The sequence below is a fragment of the Syntrophorhabdaceae bacterium genome (genome assembly GCA_028698615.1).
Classification (GTDB): Bacteria; Desulfobacterota; Syntrophorhabdia; order Syntrophorhabdales; family Syntrophorhabdaceae; genus Delta-02.
Map to the genome: position 1 here is coordinate 41,054 of JAQVWF010000009.1, position 20,249 is coordinate 61,302.

Genomic DNA, 20,249 nt, shown 5'->3' on the forward strand with positions numbered 1-20,249 from the left:
TTGATCAGGGATGAGATACTGAAACGCTTTTCAGGGAAGAACGCAGTCGTCACCGGAGGCACGGGCCTGATCGGGAGAGAGATCGTGGACCTCCTGTGCACTGCCGGCGCCCACGTGAGGATCGTTTCCCTGGACCGTCTGCGTGTCGATGACAGGGCAAACCACGTATACGGAGATCTTACGGATTTTGCCTTCTGCAAAGACATAACAAAGGACATGGACTTTGTCTTCCATGTGGCGGGCATCAAGGGCTCCATCGAGGTCACGGTCAAGAAGCCTGCCAGCTTCTTCGTCCCCCTGCTGATGTTCAACACCAATGTCCTTGAGGCCTGCAGGCTGAACAAAGTCCAGAAAGTCGTCTATACCAGTTCCATAGGCGCCTATGGAAGCGCCGATGTTTTCAAGGAATCAGCCACACTGGAAACGGAGCCGCCGATGGATATGTTCCCCGGATGGGCAAAACGGATGGCGGAGATGCAGATCCAGGCCTACCGGACCCAGTACGGCCTTGAAAACTTCGCCGTCGTCAGGCCCTGCAACGTCTATGGACCGGGTGACAATTTCGATCCCAAAAGCGCCATGGTCATCCCAACCCTGATGTACCGCATCCATAATGGCGAAAACCCTCTCGTGGTTTGGGGGGACGGGTCGGCGATACGGGACTTTGCGTACAGCAGGGACGTCGCGGAGGGAATTATCCTTGCGCTGCATCACGGCACGCAGGGGCGCTATGTCAACCTGGGAAGCGGCAACGGGTACACGATACGTGAACTCATTGAAACATTAAACGCCTTCATCCCCTTCACGTATCGCTTTGACGATACCAAATCCTCAGGCTTTCCCAAGCGGGTAATGGACATCAGCCTTGCCAGACAAATACTTGACTATGACCCTACAACGTCACTCCTTGAAGGGCTTAAAAGGACGTGGGAGTGGTACACCGCCAATGCGGATGAGTTCCTGGCACGCAAAAACTACTTTGAGGAATGAGGATATGCAGATCATCGATGATAAAGGACGGGAAAGAGACTTTTTTTTCGAAGTATCGAAGTATGCTGGATTCCTGTACCGGTCACACCTGGAACGACACCTTGCAATATTTGAGCTTTACAAAAAGACATTGGAGCTGCCCGGATCGGTGGCGGAGTTTGGTGTCTACAACGGCTCGACCTTCTATTTTCTCTCGCGCCTTATCGAGATATTTAACCGCCCCTGTTTTGAGAGGGACGGAGCCTCTTCCAACCACCTCTATGGATTCGACATTTTCACGGGGATAACGGAACTGGCCTCGGAAGACGAGAGCCTCATCGCGACCGGACAGAGAAAGATAGGCGGGTTCCGGCAAGACCCGGAGGTATTCTTCGAAGACCTGGACTGGTACAAGAGGACCAACACCACCATCGGCGGGCGCATGCACATCATTCAAGGCGACGCCGCGGAAACCTTCCCCCGCTTCGTGAAGGAGAATCCCGGTGTCCGTTTTCGATTTGTGTTGATGCATATGGACCTTTACAAACCGACTTCAGTCGTTTTGGAGTCGATCATGGATTATATGGTCCCAGGCGGTATCATTGCCTTTGATGAGTATGCGATCCAGGAGTGGCCCGGCGAGACCCTGGCGGTTGATCAGTTTATCAGGAAACACCGCCTGAAGCTGCAGTCCATCCCCTGGGCGGTCGCACCTGCCGCGTACTGCGTGATCGAATGAGCTTGCCGCCTATGAATGATGGAGAACGAAAGCTATGGAAGTGAGGAAAACAGATCTCGACGGCGTGCTGCTGATAGAGCCGCCCACCATCTTTGAGGACTTTCGGGGCACCTATGTCGAGCTTTATAACGAAGAGCTCTACAGAAGATCAGGGATAGGCGTCGATTTCATTCAGGACGACATATCCGTCTCCTCCCGGCATGTCCTTCGCGGCATACACGGCGACGGCGAAACGTGGAAACTGGTGTCCTGTCTGCAGGGAAGGTTCTATCTTGTCGTGGTGAACTGGGACGAAACCTCGGCACAGTTCGGCACGTGGACGTCATTTACATTGTCCGAAAACAACAGGCAGCAGGTGCTGATCCCTCCCAAATTCGGAAATGGCCACGTGGTGCTTTCCGAACAGGCCATATTCCATTACAAGCAGAACACCTACTACAACCGCGTCGGCCAGTTCACTCTTTTGTGGAACGATCCAAAGCTGAACATATGGTGGCCCGTTAAAGACCCCATAGTATCAAGGAGGGATGAGGGGAAATGAACATGTTTGAAAACAAAAGGATACTCATAGCAGGAGGCACGGGATTCGTAGGAGTGAACCTCATAAACAGGTTCCTCTCCCTGGGGGCCCGCGTGAGGGCCACACTGCACCGGAAACCTCCCGTCATCAGGGACGAGAGGATAGAATACCTTCAGTGTGATCTGCTCGACGCAAATGACTGCGGCAAGGCCGCAGAAGGTATGGACTATGTGGTCATGTGCGCTGCAAACACATCCGGGGCGGCGGTAATTGCGTCAACACCCCTCGTTCACGTAACCCCCAATATCATAATGAATGCCCGCATACTCGAAGCGTCTTATGCGGCGGGAGTTCACAAGTTCGTCTTCCTGAGCAGCAATGCGGCATATCCCCCGTCGGGAGACCGGTATGTGAAGGAAGAAGAGATGTTCGACGGTGATCCTTATGAGACCTACTTCGGCGTGGGGTGGATGAAGAGATACACGGAGATACTCTGTCGGCTGTATGCTGAAAAACTGAAAAAACCCATGAAAACCATCGTGATCAGGCCCTCCAATATCTACGGGCCTTATGACGATTTCGATCCTGCGACATCCCATGTCATGGCCGCCACCCTGCGCAAGGTCGTGGAAAGGCACGACCCGATACAGGTATGGGGATCCGGAGAGGATGTACGGGACCTCATTTACATCGACGATTTCGTGGATGCCGTGGTGTCCGCCATGGAGAAGGTCGAAACCTTCGCCCCCGTTAATATCGGTCTCGGAAAGGGATACACCGTGAAGGAAATACTCGGCATTGCCCTGGAAGTGGATAACTATTCCAACGCAAAGATCGAGTACGACGCCACCGGGCCCTCCATGATACCTATCAGGCTGATCGATGTTTCCATGGCGGACAAATTGCTGGGATTCAAGGCAAAGACCGGTGTGAAGGACGGGATCGCAAAGACCATCGACTGGTACAGGAAGACGGTGAACCTTTGACGGTAACGGGAAATGGAAAGAATACGACGGGCAGGCCTGCAAACATATCGTTGCTGGAGGAAAAGGCACGGTGGGTCTGGCGGGAGACCTTGAAGATCCACAAAACCGCGCAGGGGACAAGGCTCGCGTCATCGCTCTCATGCATCGAGATCTTCGTCGCCCTCTATTACGGCGGAATCATCGCCTACGACGAAAAGGATATCCACTGGAACCACAGGGACAGGCTCATTGTGAGCAAATCCCACGGGGCTGTATCCCTTTATCCTATCCTTGCCGACCTGGGGTATTTTCCGATGGAAGAGCTCGATAGGGTCTGCAAACAGGGCGGGCTTCTCAATGATATACCCGACAGCACAATCCCCGGTTTCGAAACGGTAAATGGCTCGCTTGGACACGGTCTTGGAGTAGCCTGCGGCATCTCCACCGCATTGAAAATGAGAAATCAGGCGGAAAAGGTTTTTGTCCTGTCCGGTGACGGAGAGCTGTACGAAGGCTCCGTCTGGGAGGCTGTCATGTTCGCCGCGCACAACGGTTTGGGCAATCTCGTGCTCATCATCGACAACAACAAGATGTCCATGCTCGGTTACTGCAAGGACATACTGGACCTGGAGCCCCTTGACGGGAAGCTCAGGGCCTTCGGATGGAAGACAAAGGTCGTGGACGGCCACGACATGGGCCAGTTGCACAGGGCACTGCGGACCTTCAAGAAGGATGGAGCGGACCGTCCGAAGGCGCTGATCGCCAACACGGTGAAGGGCAGAGGGATCGCAAGGCTCGAAGCTGATCCCCTCTGTCATATAAAGGCGGTCAAAGGGGACGAGATCGACACATTGCTCGGGGAGATAAGATGACACGGCCCGAACCGATGGTCATGCGGGATTTTTTGATCGAGGAACTCTACAAACGGATGTTCGATAACAAGGACATTCTCTTCCTGTCCGCCGATTTTGGTTCCCCCGTCCTTGACAAGTTGAGGAGTACCTTCAGAGACAGGTTCATTAACGTGGGTATCGCGGAACAGAACCTCGTCAATATCTCGACGGGGTTGGCGCTGGAGGGGTTTGTCGTTTATGCTTACGGGATCGCCCCATTCATCTCCATGAGAGCCTATGAGCAGATACGGATCAACCTTAGCCTGCTGTCCCACACCCGGGATGTCAATGTCAATCTCATAGGTGTCGGTGCAGGCCTGAGCTATGATTTCACCGGCCCAACCCATCATTGTCTCGAAGACCTGTCCATCATGCGGACACTGCCCAATCTCGTGCTCTTTTCCCCCGCCGATACGGTCACTATCGGAAAGTTCGTGGATCACTCGATCACCGTGAAAAAACCCAAATACATCAGGCTCGACGGAAAGCTCCTGCCGGATATTTATTCGAACAGTGATGATGTTGCCATGGATAAAGGTTTTCACGAGGTCTTAAGGGGATCCGGGGCATGCTTCGTTTCCACGGGTTATATGACCCACAAATCGTTGAGAATAGCAGAAAAACTGAAAAGCATGGGCATAGAGGCCGGCGTTGTCGATGTGTTTCTCCTGAAACCCTTCGACGAGCACCTCCTGTGCGAGACCTTGAAAAGATATGCAGCCATCTTCACCATGGAGGAGGCCTTCGCAACGGGGGGTGGATTGGGAAGTCTGGTGCTGGATGTGATCGCCAGGAACGGACTTTCCATGTCTGTGCATAAACTCGGGCTTGAAGATAAGTACAGTTTCGAGATCGGAGACCGCGAATTCCTTCACAGCGAGCATGGGTTGAACGATGGGAGGATTATTAGCCTCATAAGGAACGACGCACTTCACAGAGGGGTTTTACGCATATGATAATCACCAGAACACCTTTTCGTATCTCGTTTTTTGGCGGAGGCACCGACTTCCCCGCCTGGTATGAAAACAATGGCGGAGGCGCCGTCTTATCGACAACTATCAATAAATACTGCTACATTAGTTGCCGATGCTTGCCTCCCTTCTTCGACTACAAATACAGACTCAACTACTCCAAGCAGGAGCAGGCGCGCGGCGTCAATGACATAATCCATCCTTCGATCCGGGAGACCTTGAGATTCATGGACGTGAACTTCGGTCTTTCCATCAGTCATGACGGCGACCTACCGGCAATGTCGGGGCTCGCCTCCAGTTCGGCTTTCACGGTTGGCCTTCTACACGCCCTCTATGCTCTGAAGGGAAAGATTGTATCGAAGAAACGGCTCGCCCTAGAAGCGATCCACATTGAGCAGGACATGATCAAAGAAAAGGTGGGCTCGCAGGACCAGGTAGCCGCGTCATTCGGAGGCTTGAACAAGATCGAGTTCAGGAGCCAGCACAATATTGAAGTCGTGCCTGTTACCATTTCCCGAGATGCATTTCAACACCTGCAGGACCATTTTCTCCTCTTCTTTACGGGCGTCACGCGCTCCGCTTCCAATATAGAGGAGGAGAAAATGGATCGCCTTGAAGACAAGAGGACCGACTACAAGACGCTCATGAGCATGGTCAACGACGCCTTCGAGGTCTTGAGTGGCGAGAAGGATATGGTGGAATTCGGCAAACTCCTTCATGAAACCTGGAAACTCAAGAAGAGCCTTTCGCCCAAGGTGTCGAATCCCTACATCGACACCATATACGATACGGCGAAGAAGAATGGAGCTGTAGGCGGCAAGATTCTCGGCGCCGGCGGCGGCGGATTCATGCTCTTCTTCGTAAAACCAGAAAAAAGAAAAAAGGTAAAGGAGGCGCTTCATTTTCTCCTCCACGTGCCATTTCGTTTCGATACACTGGGCAGCCAGATAGTCTATTACGCGGAAGAAGGACTCTGAAACGTATGAAAACCATTATACTCGCGGGCGGGATGGGAACCAGGCTGAAAAACGTCTTGAACAACGTTCCCAAACCGATGGCACCTGTGCGCGGAAAACCATTTCTGGAATATGTGATACTCGCGTTGGCCGCGCAAGGGTTCAGGGAGATCATGCTCTCCATCGGTTACCGGAAGGATGTCATTCGATCTCACTTTGGCAACGGTTCGAAATGGGGTGTGGGAATTGTCTATTCCGAGGAAGATACCCCTCTCGGCACCGGAGGGTCCGTTCGCGAGGCACTCAGGACAGCCGATGAACCCCACAGCCTGATTCTGAACGGCGATACCTTTAATCAGGTGGATTTTAGAGAAATGGAAAAGCATCATCTATCACATAAGCGCCTGGCAACGATTGGCCTGATAGCCTCGGATGATACAGACCGTTACGGTTTCGTGAAGATAAATGCGGCCTCTGATATCCTGGAGTTCTGTGAGAAAAGCGACCGTCATTCCGGTTATATCAACAGGGGGGCCTACATCATGGACAGAACCGTTCTCGATCACATGCCGGCCTCCGGTAGTTTTTCCCTTGAAAATGACCTCTTTCCCGAACTGGTCCCTCATGGCATGAGCGGTTTCATTTCCCGGGGCTTCTTCGTGGATATCGGGATACCGTCGACATACCGTCATATTAATGACCACCATTATCTGCTCGAGGCAGACAAACCGGACAGTCACAATCGATGCCGGGAAAACGAGCAGCGCAATAAGGGGCAAAAATGGATAAAGTGACAATCAACCTTGTGTATGCTCACCTACGGCCCGACTTCATCTCGTCAGTAAGTCGGGGCAATGTCTGCGTGATCAACACAAGAAAACCCGTCATCGGCTGCGCAGTATATGTCTACATGGATGCTTTCAGTTTCTATGGCCGACAACCAGGACTGAATGTCCTTTTCATCACCGAACCCACCATCGTCCTCCCCGGACAATACAATGATGTCATCTGGAAACAGTTTGATCGCGTTGTCACCCTGTGCGATGAGTTAGTGGAGAAATACGGTTTCACAAAAGGCTACTCTCCCCACCAGGGCTTTCACCCGTGGTTCGGAGACAGCAAAGACTTCATCATAACCGAAGATCTGGATGAGCGCGTCAGGAAATACCCCCTGCACGAACGCAAACCGGGAATATGTATGGTCAGCGGTAACAAACATTCATTGGTTCCTGGCGAACTATACTCGAAGAGATTGGAGGCGGCTGTCTGGTTCCACTTCAACTCCGATACTCCATTCGATGTGTACGGCATGGTCCCCTTCTTTCTTCCGAATTATAAGGGAGCGATTGAAAACAACCGAAAACTGGACCTCCTTTCGAGCTACAAGTACTCTCTCTCCTTCGAGAATACGGCTGATCCCGTATTTGCCCGCGGCTGGGTTGACAAGCTCATTGATTCTCTGGAAGCGCGGACACTGCCGATCTACCTGGGCTGCCCCAATATCGATGAGTATATTCCAAGGACATGCTTTATTGATTTCCGTGACTTCAAGGACTACGAGGAACTCAGCAAGTATCTTCGTACCATGCCCGAAAGCGAGTATATCAGGTACATTGACAGTATCGACACCTGGATACATTCCGGAGGTCTTCGGCCATACTCGTGGTATCCCCTCTATGATAATCTCGTAAAGTACTATTGCGAACAGACCGGGGTCGATAGCGCCTCCCTGTTCGGTAACGACACTGAGTGGCAGGCCGCATCCATGACACGGGCGGTTGATTTTGTGGATTCACCCTCATTGTGGACGTATGAGGAATTGGCAACCACTCCTTCGCCCCTGTTAAATTACCAGGACAACAGTGCAGACAAAGGATCCGCAAACGACAAGGAGTCCATCAGGCAGGCCATAACTCTGGTAAGGGAAGGAGCGTATGACAGGGCGGCAAAGGCAATGGCATGGCTGCATTTCTATCCCAACGCCGATCTGCTGTGCTTCTATGCCCAGGTACTGCACATGCTCGGATATTATGATACGGAAAAAGTGTACCTCACGCTTGCGCTACAGTTGGATCCTCATCATATTCCTGCGCGCAGGCAGCTGCTTTCAGCCTCCTTCGGAAAAGAGGACCTGGACAAGGCGGTACTGCGCTTCGAATCCATGATGGCTAGAGAAATAAGCGGAGCCAAAACGATCCCCGGTCTGACGTCAGTGATCATCCCCGTATCCGTCTCCAGCCTGGATGGTGCGAGGCGATGCCTGGAGTCGATCCGTGCGCAGGTCAAGGAACCGCATGAAGTGATCATCGTCAAGCCTGGCGCACTGAAAACACCTCCCTGGCTGCACCGGCATGTCTCCGACGATCCGCAGTGCAGGACCATAGATGTCGGGGAGAGTGCCAATTATGCCGTTGCCTGCAATGACGCGATACAGGAATCTACAGGTCAATACGTGCTGGTCCTTGACGCGAACACCCTCATGCTCAAAGGGACGCTCACGAGGATGCTGGACTGCCTGAACAGGTCTCCCGACCACGGAATGATCGTCCCCGTTTCCAATCGCGCCGTCGGCATACAACAGCTGTCTGCACCCGACAACCTGTCATTAAAAGATTTCGAAGAATATGCGGCAAATTATTCGGAACGGAACGCCAACCACTGCGTGACAACATTCGACGCGGACTACGCATGTATACTCACAAAAAGATCCTCATTTGATGAGATCGGGTACTTCAACGAGGATATGGAAACCCCCTATTCCGTTATCAATGATCTCCGCATGAGGATACTCGTCGAGGGACAGCGGTGCGTGATCGCAGCCGACAGCTGCATCTATGTCAATCAGCACGGTCCGCGGGAGAAGCGCGTTGACCGGGCATTCCGTGCGCTGTGGGGTAGATTGGATCCGAACTCCGAAAAGGCAAGAAAGCTTTCGCCCTTCATCGCGATGAGAAATGCCCGTGATCGCTACAGCAAGGGACTCCTCAACGAGGCTGTACAGGCCATAATGAACGGCATCAGACGAACGCCCGACAATGGAAACCTCTATTACTGCCTTGCAGAGATCCTGCTGGACGCCAAATCATACCAGGAGGCGGCGGCGGCAATGGATTCATTGCCCGAGAACGAAAAAGACTCTCCACGGGCCCTCGAGATCCTTGCGCGCTGCGATTATCACCTGGACCACATTGAAGACGCCCGGGATCATGCCGACCGCGCCCTTTCCCTGTGCGGTGATTCAGCAAAGGCCTTCAATCTCAAAGGGTTGCTGGCAATGCGGTCAGGCGACCAGAAAGAAAGCAAGTTGTTCTTCAAAAAAGCAATAGCCGCCGATCCCTCTTTCGCGGATCCATACATGAATCTGGGAGTGATGAAATGGCACGACGGCAGGGCGGAAGAAGGCTTCGAGCTTATCGAGAAGGCCTTTGTCCTGGAACCGGAACGAAGCGATTTTGCCGCAACCTACGATTCCGCCGTGGGTTCCCTTGACAGACTGCAACGGGCGGAGCAGGCGGTCCGTGAAGCCCACAGCTTCTTTCCTCACAATAAACAGCTTGCATTCCTCCTTGTGGCTATCCTCCTGAAACAGAAAAAGGACAAGGATGCCATGGAGGAAATTGAAAAGGCGCTTACCACCTTCGGCATCGATGACGGTATCCTCAACGCTGCCCTGGACGTGAGAAAGAAGGTGGGGCCTTTGCGCATAGCCGGAGACGAGCAGAAGAACACGCTTTCGGTCTGCATGATCACAAAGAACGAAGAGAAGTATATCGCCCGCTGCCTCGCCAGCCTCACACCCGTTGCCGATGAGATAATCGTCGTCGACACAGGCTCCACGGACAGGACAAAACAGATTGCCCAGGTATTCGGGGCACAGGTCTACGACCATCCATGGAACGACGATTTTGCCGAGGCCAGAAATGCCTCGCTGGAACGGGCGACAGGCCGATGGGTCCTTGTTCATGACGGCGATGAAGTCATTTCCCCGCGAGACCATCAGAGACTGAGACACACCATCTCCCGGAAGGTCAGGAAACGAGTCGCCTATACCATGGCAACGCGCAATTACACGAATAACGCCAATCTGGAAGGTTGGATAGAGAACATCGGGGAATACCCTGACGAGGAAGAGGGCACAGGCTGGGTGTCTACCGGAAAGGTAAGACTCTTCACCAACCACAAGAGCATTCGTTTCCAGAACAGTGTCCACGAGCTTCTCGAATTCTCGCTCGCGAGGCTGAACGTACACCCCGAGCATTACGAGGTTCCCGTCCACCATTACGGCAAGCTCGACGCGGAACGCCTGTCCATGCGGGCAGAAATGTATTACCATATGGGCAAAAAGAAACTTGAAACAATGCAGGATTCGCGGGCCCTCAGGGAATTGGCCGTGCAGGCCGCGGAACTCAGGAAATATGAAGAAGCGATCGGCCTCTGGCAACTGTACATTAAGTTCAAACCCGATGAATGCTCCATCTATGTCAACCTGGCCACCTGTTATCTCGAACTCGGCATGTTTGACAAGGCGTTGGAAATGGCAAAACGGTCCATGGATCTGGACCCGGCTTCAAAGGATGCCATGCTGGGATATGGAGCCGCTTCTTTGTGCAACGGCAATGTGACGGAGGCCGTATCGGTCCTCGAGAGGCTTCGTGATGCCCAACCGGGATACTACCCTGCCATAGGGGTCCTAGCGGCGGCGTATTGCGTGGGAAATGACCCCCTAAAGGGTGAGACACTCCTCAAGGACATGTGGTCGAAACGTGTCCACTATGGAAAGGCCCTTCATTCCCTGGCGCAGAAACTCATATCAGCCGGGGGAATACTCTATGCGCAAAGGCTCCTGACGCGTATGGTAGCCACCGGGCATACGGAACCGGATTCCCGACAGCTCCTCGACGAACTGACGGATACGAGAAAGTTCGGAAAAGCCTCACCATGACAGAAAGAGACCGTCTCTCTCAGGGTACAGCGGACCATTACATGATCCTGGCTCAGCTCGGCAGGACCGCCGAGACAGCGGGTGATTATAAGAAAGCCGAGGAATACTATAAGAAGACTCTCGGCATCAACCACGGCGCCTTCGAGACCGCCATCGACCTGGGTAATCTTTACACCCGCCAGGGAAGATGCAAAGAGGCCATCATCGTCTACCGGTATATCCTGTCCGCGGGCATGGAACGGCCCGATCTCCTGAACAACCTTGCGTGTGCCTTGAAAGAAGAAGGTCTGCCGGGAGAAGCGGAAGCACATTTCCGTAGGGCCATCCTCCTGCAACCGCAGTTTGTGGAGGCCATGAACAATCTTGGCGTCCTGTTGAGGGAGCAGGGCAGGCTTGATGAGGCCCTGTCAGTCTACGAAAAGGCTCTGGCTCTTCGACCTGATGCCCCTGTAATCGTTGACAACCTCGGCAGCGTTTGCATGGAAAGGGGCGAGTACGGCAAGGCGGAGGCGCATTTCCGTCGGGCCCTTTCACTGGACCCGTCCTTTCACCAGGCCGGCTTTGACCTCGCCTATGTTCTCCTTCTCAAGGGCAATTACAGGGATGGCTTCGAAAAGTATGAGCTGCGCCTCGAAAGAGAAGGTGCGGCCTATCTGAGGCCGCGTGCGGCACCTCGTCTGGCCCCCGCGAGAAAGGGGGCAACGGTCCTCATCCGGGCCGAGCAGGGGCTTGGGGATACGGTACATTTTGCGCGCCTTCTGGCGCCCTTGAAGGAAGAAACCGCGGGAAGAGTGATCCTGGAATGTCAACCTCAACTCCTCGATCTTTTGCGTACCATTGACGGAGCCGATGAGGTTGTCCCGCAGAGAACTGATCACGCCCCCGCGAATGTTGAACACGACGCCGAGATCCCTCTCCTGTCGCTCCCCTACTTTTTGGGACTCAGCGCCCATACGATACCCGCGCCGGTTCCGTACATACATATCGATGAAGGTCCCGCGGCAAGATGGAGGGAACGACTCCTCGCAGAGGGAAAACCTGAATCCTTGAAGATAGGCATCGCCTGGGCTGGAAACGCGAAGAATACCGGGGACAGGAGCAGGTCGATCGGGTTTCAGCAGTTCCTGCCGCTGTTGGGGGCCGCCTTCTGCGATTTCTACAGTCTCCAGTACGGAAGAGACGCCCTGGCAGAGGTTGGGAACACGTCGGGCACAGTCCGGCTTCACATCATGACCAAAGACATCAAGGCCTTTACGGAGACAGCGGCGCTCATCAAAAACCTCGACCTCGTCATTACCGTGGATAGTGTCATAGGACACTTGGCCGGAGCACTGGGCGCGCCCGTCTGGAATCTCCTTCCATACGTTCCTGATTGGCGTTGGGGCCTCGAAGGAGAAAGAACTCCCTGGTATCCCACGATGCGTCTTTTCAGGCAGAGATATCCCGGTGATTGGCGCGAAACGATCAACAGGGTTTTTCGTGAACTGGCTGCCCTTTCGGCTGAAAAAGCCGAAATTATCCGCTGACTGAACCCTTTTCGACGGTGGTATCTGTCTTGCCTTGTTTCGGGACATCTGAGAAAGTGGGAAGGGTCATTTCGAACTATCGTCCGCTGGTATGCCGCGAAGTCCTGCCGCGAGATTGAGATTGATGTCGATGATCGCGTTGAGCTTCTCTGGAGCGGGGTCTCCCAGGATCTCAACGATCCGCTTGTCAATGAACAGGCTGAGTCTGAGGATATCACCGCGCACTGGGCCTGGAAGCGGATTGTCTTCTTTCACCAATTCATCCTGGAAGATGGTCCATATTCTCTGGTTGAACCGGAGCGCTCCATCGAGCCTCTCGAAATGACCATCATCGTTCCAGTGTTCCCGACATTCTTTCAACAAGAGAGCCCCCTTGGTAAGAACGGCCGCTTCGAGCTCCCTGCCGGAACTGGTGGTCTTCTGAATTTTCTGATACGCCTTAATACCCCCCGCTGACATGCCGCGTCGCCTCCTCCTCGTATTCTATCAACTTCCTGGCCAATTTGAGCGCCAGGTAGTACTTGCCAGTCAGTACGTGTTCGCTGATATTCGCGATCAGCTCTGCCGTGCTGGGGGCCGCCTCCACAAGATCTTTTACCAGCGACCAGTAAATGTTATGCTTCTCGGCTACGTCCTTATCATCCACGTACAGGAGCTGGATCATGAAATAGATGCGCCTGCAGGGAGTCACGGCATCCTTCTCTCGAAGGATGTCCTTTTCGCGCAACAAAGGCACATTGTTTTCAACGATCAATGAACATTTGGAATTACCGTTCGCGACAACTGCTCCGTCGATAATCAGACGTTCGTGTGGTTTCAGGGTTATCTTGAGCGCCATGGTCCTCTTGCCATCACTTTTTATATATGCTCTGGGTATCACCAAGGGGGAAGAAAGGGGGATAGCTCACCTTCGTGAGATCTTTCGCGCCCTCATTCATGCCGAGCGACACGGTATCAGCATCCGCCTTTGCCGGCTGTTGATGGCTCCTCGTCGCCTCATGATTACCCTGCGTATGTGTCATGGTGTCCGCTGGTCCTATCTTCTCTACTGACATCCTTCACCTCCTGAGAGGCGGTTGAAAGGAGGAGGGTTTCCCCTCCCCCTTGATTGCATTAGCCACTGTTACTGGAACAACTGGAGCACGGACTGCGCTGATTGTGCCGACATGGACAGTGCCGAAGTACTCAGAGACTGCCTTGTCTGGAGCATGAGCATGTTGGCGCCTTCCTCATTGGTATCGGCGTTGACCAGATTGTCCGCGCCGGTCTGGAGGATGTTGGAAACGCTTGAGATCCAGTCGCTTCGCATCTGAATGATGCTCAGGTTACTGGACAGCGCGGAAGATTTGACCTTCAGCGTATCGAGAGCCGTGTTGAGCTTCTCGATATCGATCTGGATATTGGCCTCGCTGTTCCAGCCACTTTCTGCCGTCGAGTTGAGGCTCAGGCCGGACGCGGTCCCGTCGAAGGCATTGACCACCAGGGTGTGGCTGTTGCCGAAACGCACCGTCATATTGTCCGACGCAGTCAGGAGGTTTTTGCCTTTGTAGAAGGCGTCGCTCCTGAGGTCGTTCATCTGGTTCATCGTCGTTGCATACTGCGCGACCTTGTCCGCCAGCTCCGTGCCGCTTCCTATGGAAGATTCGGTAAAAACTGAAGACAGTGCCCCACCGATTTCAATATCGGTACCTCCCAGGGTCGCACCGGCCGCCGAGGTGATCGTGATGATGTTGCCGGAAACTGCAGCATCCATGTCGTTCGATTCGGTATAGGCGTTGACAACCGTTGCCAGGTTTGCCGACGTTTCAGCAGCGCTGGCCCCAATGTAGAAGGCCGTACCGCCGAGCGTCTGTGAAGCAGCCGTGGTCACAGCCGTAAACTCCTGGCCGCCAATCGATATTGTATTGCCATTGGCAAGACTGGTGATGCTTTCGATCGTCAGGGTCTGGCTGTATGCTGACTCACCGAGAACACCCTTCGCGTCTTCCGCGAGTGCCTTCGCGGACTCGATCAGCGTCTTGATACCGTTAATGGCCGCATCCGCAGCCTTGACGGTCTGAATCGCCTCTGAAATGGCATCCTTGAAGCTCAGAAGGTCATTGGCACGTGAAGTATGTGACTGCGCGGTGAAGAAGTTCGTAGGATTATCGAGAGCGGAGTTGACCTTCTTGCCCGTAGACAGCCTTTCCTGTGTCCTGTCGAGCAACTTGACCGTAGACTGGAGGGACAGAAGGTTCGCCCTCATGCCTGATGTTAAAGATATGTCTGACATAATGTTTCTCCTTTTCTAGGATTTTTTCTCCCGGCGGTCTCGCCGGGCCCTTTCTTGCTTCGTGCCCATTCCCTGATCATTTTCACCTCCCCGGTGAGCACAATGTGTCTTCATGAAATAGTTATCGAAAGGCGAGAAGAAAACTTAAGGGGATGTTATACGGTAGAAAACAGTTTCAGGGCTTTGGGCCAATCTCATCCACGCGGTCTGCCCGGTGGGGTACAAGTTCGAAAGGGAGTAAGGAAAAAGCGAGAGACCTATCTCAGATGATGCGGTCGGGGTGGGTGAAGATATTTCCTTTTGGGTTTCTCAGGGAGCCTATGAGGGTGACTCCGAGGGTTTCGGCCACCTGTATACCCAACGAGGTTACGGTAGATACGCCGGTGAGGATTTCCGCCCCGAGCCTGGCCGTCTTCATTACCATTTCATAGCTGAGACGGGAGCTTAAGTGAACGATGGCTGCCTCATCGATCTTCCCCTCAAGCAGTATCTTCCCGATGGCCTTATCGAGGGCATTGTGCCTTCCCACGTCTTCGGCGAAGGATAAAAAATTGCCCTTCGCGTCAAATATCGAGGCCGCATGGGTCCCTCCTGTCGCGTGATGGACGCCCTGCTTTTCAACCATTGTCCGCTGCATCGGAAAAAGTTTTGGAAATTCTATCGTCATCTTCTTCTCGATCTTCGGTATGGAGTTGGCCAGGTCTTCGATCATCTCCGACCCGCACACCCCGCAGCTTGAATATGCGATGGACTGTTTGTGCCTGCGTGCAGGGGGCCCCTTCTTTTTCTTTGCATCACTCAAATAGATGCTGATCTTGTTGGCGGACAGATCGCTGCAATAGTCAGCACCCGTGATGTCATCCATGGACTCGATGACCCCGTCGGTAAAGCAAAGACCCAGAGCCAGCGGTATCTCCTCGCCGGGCAGGCGCATCGTCGTGTAAAAAAGCTCATTATCGATATATATCTCCAGAGGCTCCTCTATGGCGACCCGTTCGGCCTTGCGAACAAAACCGTCGCCCGAATACCTAACCACTGAAACCTCGCGCACATCCACCACCGCAAACCTCCACAAGAAGGATACAGAAGAAAGGTCGAGGTTTCAAGTTTCAAGTCTAACATCGCGGAAGATGCGGGTCAGGAAACAGGGGTGCGTTTCTGTATACCGGAACGTGAAACCTGAAACAGCTCTTAGTTCAGATAGTTCAGGATACTTATGGACTGCATCTTGGAGAAGGCCGCCAGGAGGGTTTGGTAGGTGTTGAGAAGCACGGTGAATTCCGTACCGAGCTGTGCGGTGTCGGCTGCCACGAGATTGGACTGCTCTTCCTCGATCCGAGCTTTTTTGCCTGCGTTGTTATCGATGAGCATCTGTGCCTGGGTACCCTCAAAAGCCACTACGGCATTGTTCTTTACCGTCGAGGAGCGGGCCAGGTCTATTTTGTCCAGGTTTTTGGAAACCCATGTCGTGTTTCCTGCTTCAAAGGCATCCTTGAAATTCTTCACCAGTTCAAAGATGCTCAGATCCTTGACCTGGAAGGTGTCATCCGCACTGACGGTATCAGTCGTGGCACTGAAGGCAAACTTAATGCGGTTGTTCGTGGCGTTGGCCACGCCCGACCCGTCTATGAACATGCCCGCGTCATAATCGCCTGCGTCAATCCCGCCGTGGCTCACCACGGAGTCCACATTGTCAAAACCCAGAACGCCGGCGGCGGTAGAACCCGCGTTCGACCAGTTGAAGGTCGCTACGCTGCCCGAGTTGTTGGTTATGGCAAACTTCCTTGTCGAGGTGTCATAAGCGACGGAATAGCCCGCCCCGAGCTGGGTCTGGACCTGCGTCGCAAGCTCGTCCCCGGTGTAGGTCCCGTTCGCGAGCGTCACCGCCGTACCGTTGCGGTAGAAGGTGTTGTTCGTCGCGTCTATGACGATGTCTCCCGCAGTGGTGTCGGCGCCGCCGGTGCTGACGGACATCGCCGCGGACCACGTGGCGCCTCCGTCTGTCGAATAGGAATACGTTGCCCTTGAGACCAGCGCACCCGTTGTCGCCCCGCCCGCAACGACCTTCAGGAGAAAGGCCTTCCTGCCGGTGTCGAGGTCGCTCATCTCCGTATCACCGCTGGCGATCACAGAATCGACGGCGTCAAAACCGAGGACACCGGCCGCCGTGGCGCCTGCGTTCGACCAGTTGAAGGTGGTCGAACCTGTCGTGTTGTTTGTGATCACGAACTTGCGGGTCGTCGAATCGAAGGCAACCGAATAGTTTGCGCCAAGCTGCGTCTGGATCTCCCGCGCAAGGGTATTGCCGGTGTAGGTGCCCGCGGTAAGGTTGACTGCCGCGCCATTCACATACATTGTACTGTTCCCGGCATTGATCACGCAGGCGAAGCTTTCCGTGTTGGAATAGATGTCGCCCTGATATGCGTTGCTGACATTGCCGAAGGCAATCTTGGAAGTGCTGTAGAACGCCTCCCTGCCGGACACACCGAATTGTCCCAGCTGGGACCTGTCGACGTAGATGCTCGTTGCATCCTCGCCCTGCACGGAGACGTTGTATGTCACCGAGTAGTCGTTGTTCAACCGAAAGGTGGCGCTGTTCGCCTGCTGGCCCCCAAAGATGTATGTGTTGCCAATCTTGGTATTGCCCACGGTAACAAGATGTTCAATGATACCCTTGAGCCCTGCAACATAGGACTGGCGAAGGTCTGTATCCGCCTCGTCATACCCGGCGGCCATTTGCCCCAGTGTCTCGAGTTGGTCTTCAATGCTCGTAAGGGATGTATCGTACATGCCGACAAGGGTCTTCAGGCGCTGCAGATTGTCGCTGAACTGGGTTCCCATGCTCAGTTCCGAATCATACTCGACAGACCGTGCGAAGATGATGGGATTATCCGACGGGACATTGATGTTCTTTTGCGTGGATATCTTCTTCTCAATATCCGTAACCTGCTGACTTACCTTGTTGATACAGGATTGGAACAGCCTGTATCTCATGGATTCCGATATTCTCATCTTCCGATCTCCATAAGGGCGGTCATCAACGTATCGGCCGTGTTGATGAGGCGCGCCGCGGCCTGATAGGCATACTGGAACTTGATAAGATTGGACATCTCCTCGTCTATGGAGACGCCGGATATCCCTTCTCTCTGGTTGGACACCATCTCCATAAGGTTCTGATGATATTCGGAAAGGTTCTGTGCGTTCTGCGAAAGATTTCCGACGGTGCTTGCGATGGAGGCCGTGTACGAGACATAGGTTGTGGTCTGACCTCCGATCGTGACATCGGCGCTCCCCAGGTCGGCGAGGGCCAGGGCTATGTCATTATTGGACATGTTGGACGCCGACGATGTGACGGCGATATAATTCACATCCGCCTTGATCTCATCGCTGAGGTCCAGATTGGCCGCGTAATCCTGGGTCATGTTCTCGAAGAAATTGACCCCCGTCGTTCCGCCGGGATTGTAACCGGCGACGTGGACGGTGTTCACTTCCGTCATGATTGACTGCGCAAGGTCGTTGATGTCGTCGATGAAACTGGTGAGCTGTGTGTCCCTCAAGTCCGCCAGGCTCTTGAGTGTTCCCCCTCTTATGGTATCTGTGATGTCGATGGAGTAAACCGAGTTCCCCTTCCAGTATACGTGGTAGAAATTATCCGCCCCGGTCTTCTCCGCGGAGAGTTCATAGGAGATGCCTTTCTCCACGAGAAGCTTCCCGTCCCCTGTCATTACCGTCAGGCCGCCATTCTCATCCTGAAAATACTGGAGATCCAGTTTGCCTGAAAGCTCCTGCAGCATTACGAGCCTCTGGCTGTCAAAGCTCGCGTTCTCGCTGCCGCTCGAAGAAGACTCGTACGTCTTCTGGTTCAGCGCGGCGATGGAGGCAAGAAGGCTGTTTATCCTGGTGACCTCGTTTGCCACGTTATTGTCGGTTTCGATCTGCAGGGTCTTCAGTTCACTGTACGTACTCCGGATGCTCTGGGAGAGATTGCTCGCCTTCATCGCCACATCCGCCCGCGCGACCGTGCTCAAGGGGTCGGCGGACAGGCTCTGCCATGAATTGAAAAAGGCGGTGATATTCGATGTAAGCTGGGTATTGTTCTCATCGAGAACGCTTTCGATGCGGGTAAAGAATTTTTCGTAGGTCTTCTGCTCCTCCATGGCGTTGTATTGTCTCGCAACGGAGAATTCCAGAAATCTGTCATAATAGCTCGTAATCTTTTCGATCCTTACCCCGCCGCCCATGAGAAGCCCGGACTCGGTCATCACGGCATCGGCTTCCGTAAGGACCGCCTCCTGCCGCGCATAGCCTTTCGTGTTCACATTGGCGATATTGTTCGACAGGACCTGCAGCGAGGTTTGCTGTGCAAAGAGGGCGCTTCTAGCGATATTGAGGATAGAGGTGATACCCATTTGCTACCTTTCTCCAGACGTTAAATAACCTTCGAGAGGAGTACGGACGAGAGGTCCTCTCTCTTTTTCCCGTAACCCACATTGCTGATGTGGCCGATAATGTTCTCTATCGACGACCTTACATGATCGATGGAGAAGGAGAGAAGCTTCATGTTCTTGTCCATGGCGGTCTTTACCTCTTTCATCACCACGGCCAGCTGCCCGTTCAGGGACCGCATGGTCTCGTCGGCGACGATGGCCTCCCTGTCCTCGGCATTCTCCATCAGCTTTTCCTTTTCTGCCTTGAGATACTCGAGTTTTCTCAGGATCTCTTCCTTCTTGTTATTTCCCGCGATTATACCATCAAGTGAAAAGGATATGATGGCGTCACGTTCCATCTGAAGCGCCGAGAGAAACTCGGTCAGGGTCTTTTCCTCTCTTTTCGTCATCTCGATGACAGCTCGGATGACCATTACAGCAACTCGTCCAGGATATTGTTCTTCAGTATGCTGCCGGCGACTATCTTGCCCCTCGCGTTGTACGTCCCGTCCTCGATCGATGTCCTGAGCTCTTCGACCCGCTCTTCCCGCACCACAGACTGGGTCTTGGCCTTCTCGGCAAGGCGGTTTATCTCCTGATTCCTGGATGAGATCTCCACCTTGTCGTAGCTGTCGCCCTGGTCCTTCCTCTGATTTACAGAAACATCTTTCTGCTGCGGCTTTACCTGGGCGGTCTTTACGAGACTGTCAAGCAGGTCGGGTTTATTGCCATTTTGGATCTTCATGGTCCACCTCCTCTATCGCTTACCGGTATTATCGCCGCTTCCAGGAATTACTTTAGTATTTTCCCTGTCCGAATATTTCATAAGCATCTCCTTGATCCCGACGCCTTTTTCCGCAAGAAAATCGGCGACTTTCTCATACACGATGGCCATGTATGTTTCCTCTGCATAGCCCTTCTTAGACATTTTCGTCGTTTTCTCCAAATGCTTTATCATGCTGTAGAGCATAAAGGATTCAAAGTTCTGACAGACCTTTTCCCTGTCCGCCTCCGAAGAACCTGACAAATTGCGTTCCATCGTGCCGCCTCCCATCGAGATAGCAGGTTG

The 20,249-nt window shown here is 53.5% G+C and carries 20 protein-coding genes; 10 read left to right on the forward strand and 10 right to left on the reverse strand.

The features are described 5' to 3' along the window. From PHC90_05260 to PHC90_05305, 10 genes are read left to right on the forward strand one after another with little or no spacing between them, the layout of a single operon-like run. Nucleotides 1-990 carry an NAD(P)-dependent oxidoreductase gene (locus PHC90_05260; GenBank protein MDD3845753.1) on the forward strand — a complete coding sequence of 330 codons (990 nt, stop codon included), beginning with the start codon at nt 1-3 and terminating at the stop codon, nt 988-990. Nucleotides 991-994: 4 nt separating this feature from the next. Then, a complete protein-coding gene (locus PHC90_05265; protein ID MDD3845754.1) occupies nt 995-1,708 on the forward strand; it encodes a macrocin O-methyltransferase in 714 nt (237 codons plus the stop codon). A gap of 34 nt (nt 1,709-1,742) precedes the next feature. Then, the gene (locus tag PHC90_05270; GenBank protein ID MDD3845755.1) at nt 1,743-2,249 is read left to right on the forward strand and encodes a dTDP-4-dehydrorhamnose 3,5-epimerase family protein; all 507 of its coding nucleotides are present in this window, start codon (nt 1,743-1,745) and stop codon (nt 2,247-2,249) included. Nucleotides 2,250-2,251: 2 nt separating this feature from the next. Further along, complete coding sequence (locus tag PHC90_05275; GenBank protein ID MDD3845756.1) at nt 2,252-3,214, forward strand: NAD-dependent epimerase/dehydratase family protein; 963 nt, start codon at nt 2,252-2,254, stop codon at nt 3,212-3,214. Continuing rightward, nucleotides 3,211-4,065 (forward strand): transketolase, encoded by an 855-nt coding sequence (locus tag PHC90_05280; protein ID MDD3845757.1) that lies wholly within the window; start codon nt 3,211-3,213, stop codon nt 4,063-4,065. The genes PHC90_05275 and PHC90_05280 overlap by 4 nt, the downstream gene beginning before the upstream one ends. Beyond that, nucleotides 4,062-5,042: a transketolase C-terminal domain-containing protein gene (locus PHC90_05285; GenBank protein ID MDD3845758.1), complete on the forward strand. Its 981-nt coding sequence runs from the start codon at nt 4,062-4,064 to the stop codon at nt 5,040-5,042. The genes PHC90_05280 and PHC90_05285 overlap by 4 nt, the downstream gene beginning before the upstream one ends. Continuing rightward, nucleotides 5,039-6,034, forward strand: coding sequence for a hypothetical protein (locus PHC90_05290; GenBank protein MDD3845759.1), 996 nt, complete (start codon nt 5,039-5,041; stop codon nt 6,032-6,034). The genes PHC90_05285 and PHC90_05290 overlap by 4 nt, the downstream gene beginning before the upstream one ends. A 5-nt stretch (nt 6,035-6,039) precedes the next feature. Further along, nucleotides 6,040-6,807 carry a nucleotidyltransferase family protein gene (locus tag PHC90_05295; GenBank protein MDD3845760.1) on the forward strand — a complete coding sequence of 256 codons (768 nt, stop codon included), beginning with the start codon at nt 6,040-6,042 and terminating at the stop codon, nt 6,805-6,807. Beyond that, nucleotides 6,795-10,955: a glycosyltransferase gene (locus tag PHC90_05300; protein MDD3845761.1), complete on the forward strand. Its 4,161-nt coding sequence runs from the start codon at nt 6,795-6,797 to the stop codon at nt 10,953-10,955. The genes PHC90_05295 and PHC90_05300 overlap by 13 nt, the downstream gene beginning before the upstream one ends. Further along, on the forward strand, nt 10,952-12,481 hold the full coding sequence (locus tag PHC90_05305) for a tetratricopeptide repeat protein (protein MDD3845762.1): 1,530 nt from the start codon (nt 10,952-10,954) through the stop codon (nt 12,479-12,481). The genes PHC90_05300 and PHC90_05305 overlap by 4 nt, the downstream gene beginning before the upstream one ends. A 66-nt stretch (nt 12,482-12,547) precedes the next feature. Here the strand turns inward: PHC90_05305 and flaF are convergent, their stop codons facing one another. From flaF to PHC90_05355, 10 genes are all read right to left on the reverse strand, one after another. After that, nucleotides 12,548-12,940 carry a flagellar biosynthesis regulator FlaF gene (flaF, locus tag PHC90_05310; protein ID MDD3845763.1) on the reverse strand — a complete coding sequence of 131 codons (393 nt, stop codon included), beginning with the start codon at nt 12,938-12,940 and terminating at the stop codon, nt 12,548-12,550. Continuing rightward, a complete protein-coding gene (locus PHC90_05315; GenBank protein ID MDD3845764.1) occupies nt 12,921-13,319 on the reverse strand; it encodes a flagellar biosynthesis repressor FlbT in 399 nt (132 codons plus the stop codon). The genes flaF and PHC90_05315 overlap by 20 nt, the downstream gene beginning before the upstream one ends. A 13-nt stretch (nt 13,320-13,332) precedes the next feature. Then, nucleotides 13,333-13,536 (reverse strand): hypothetical protein, encoded by a 204-nt coding sequence (locus tag PHC90_05320; GenBank protein MDD3845765.1) that lies wholly within the window; start codon nt 13,534-13,536, stop codon nt 13,333-13,335. Between the two features lie 68 nt (nt 13,537-13,604). Further along, complete coding sequence (locus PHC90_05325) at nt 13,605-14,753, reverse strand: flagellin (protein ID MDD3845766.1); 1,149 nt, start codon at nt 14,751-14,753, stop codon at nt 13,605-13,607. A gap of 262 nt (nt 14,754-15,015) precedes the next feature. Continuing rightward, nucleotides 15,016-15,789, reverse strand: coding sequence for a formate dehydrogenase accessory sulfurtransferase FdhD (fdhD, locus tag PHC90_05330; GenBank protein ID MDD3845767.1), 774 nt, complete (start codon nt 15,787-15,789; stop codon nt 15,016-15,018). A gap of 155 nt (nt 15,790-15,944) precedes the next feature. Next, on the reverse strand, nt 15,945-17,765 hold the full coding sequence (locus tag PHC90_05335) for a hypothetical protein (protein MDD3845768.1): 1,821 nt from the start codon (nt 17,763-17,765) through the stop codon (nt 15,945-15,947). Then, complete coding sequence (gene flgK, locus PHC90_05340) at nt 17,762-19,162, reverse strand: flagellar hook-associated protein FlgK (protein MDD3845769.1); 1,401 nt, start codon at nt 19,160-19,162, stop codon at nt 17,762-17,764. Before flgK ends, PHC90_05335 begins: the two co-directional genes overlap by 4 nt. A 20-nt stretch (nt 19,163-19,182) precedes the next feature. Next, nucleotides 19,183-19,614: a flagellar export chaperone FlgN gene (flgN, locus tag PHC90_05345; protein ID MDD3845770.1), complete on the reverse strand. Its 432-nt coding sequence runs from the start codon at nt 19,612-19,614 to the stop codon at nt 19,183-19,185. Next, the gene (gene flgM, locus PHC90_05350; GenBank protein MDD3845771.1) at nt 19,614-19,925 is read right to left on the reverse strand and encodes a flagellar biosynthesis anti-sigma factor FlgM; all 312 of its coding nucleotides are present in this window, start codon (nt 19,923-19,925) and stop codon (nt 19,614-19,616) included. The genes flgN and flgM overlap by 1 nt, the downstream gene beginning before the upstream one ends. Before the next feature lie 12 nt (nt 19,926-19,937). Continuing rightward, complete coding sequence (locus PHC90_05355; protein ID MDD3845772.1) at nt 19,938-20,219, reverse strand: hypothetical protein; 282 nt, start codon at nt 20,217-20,219, stop codon at nt 19,938-19,940. Nucleotides 20,220-20,249 lie beyond the last annotated feature (30 nt).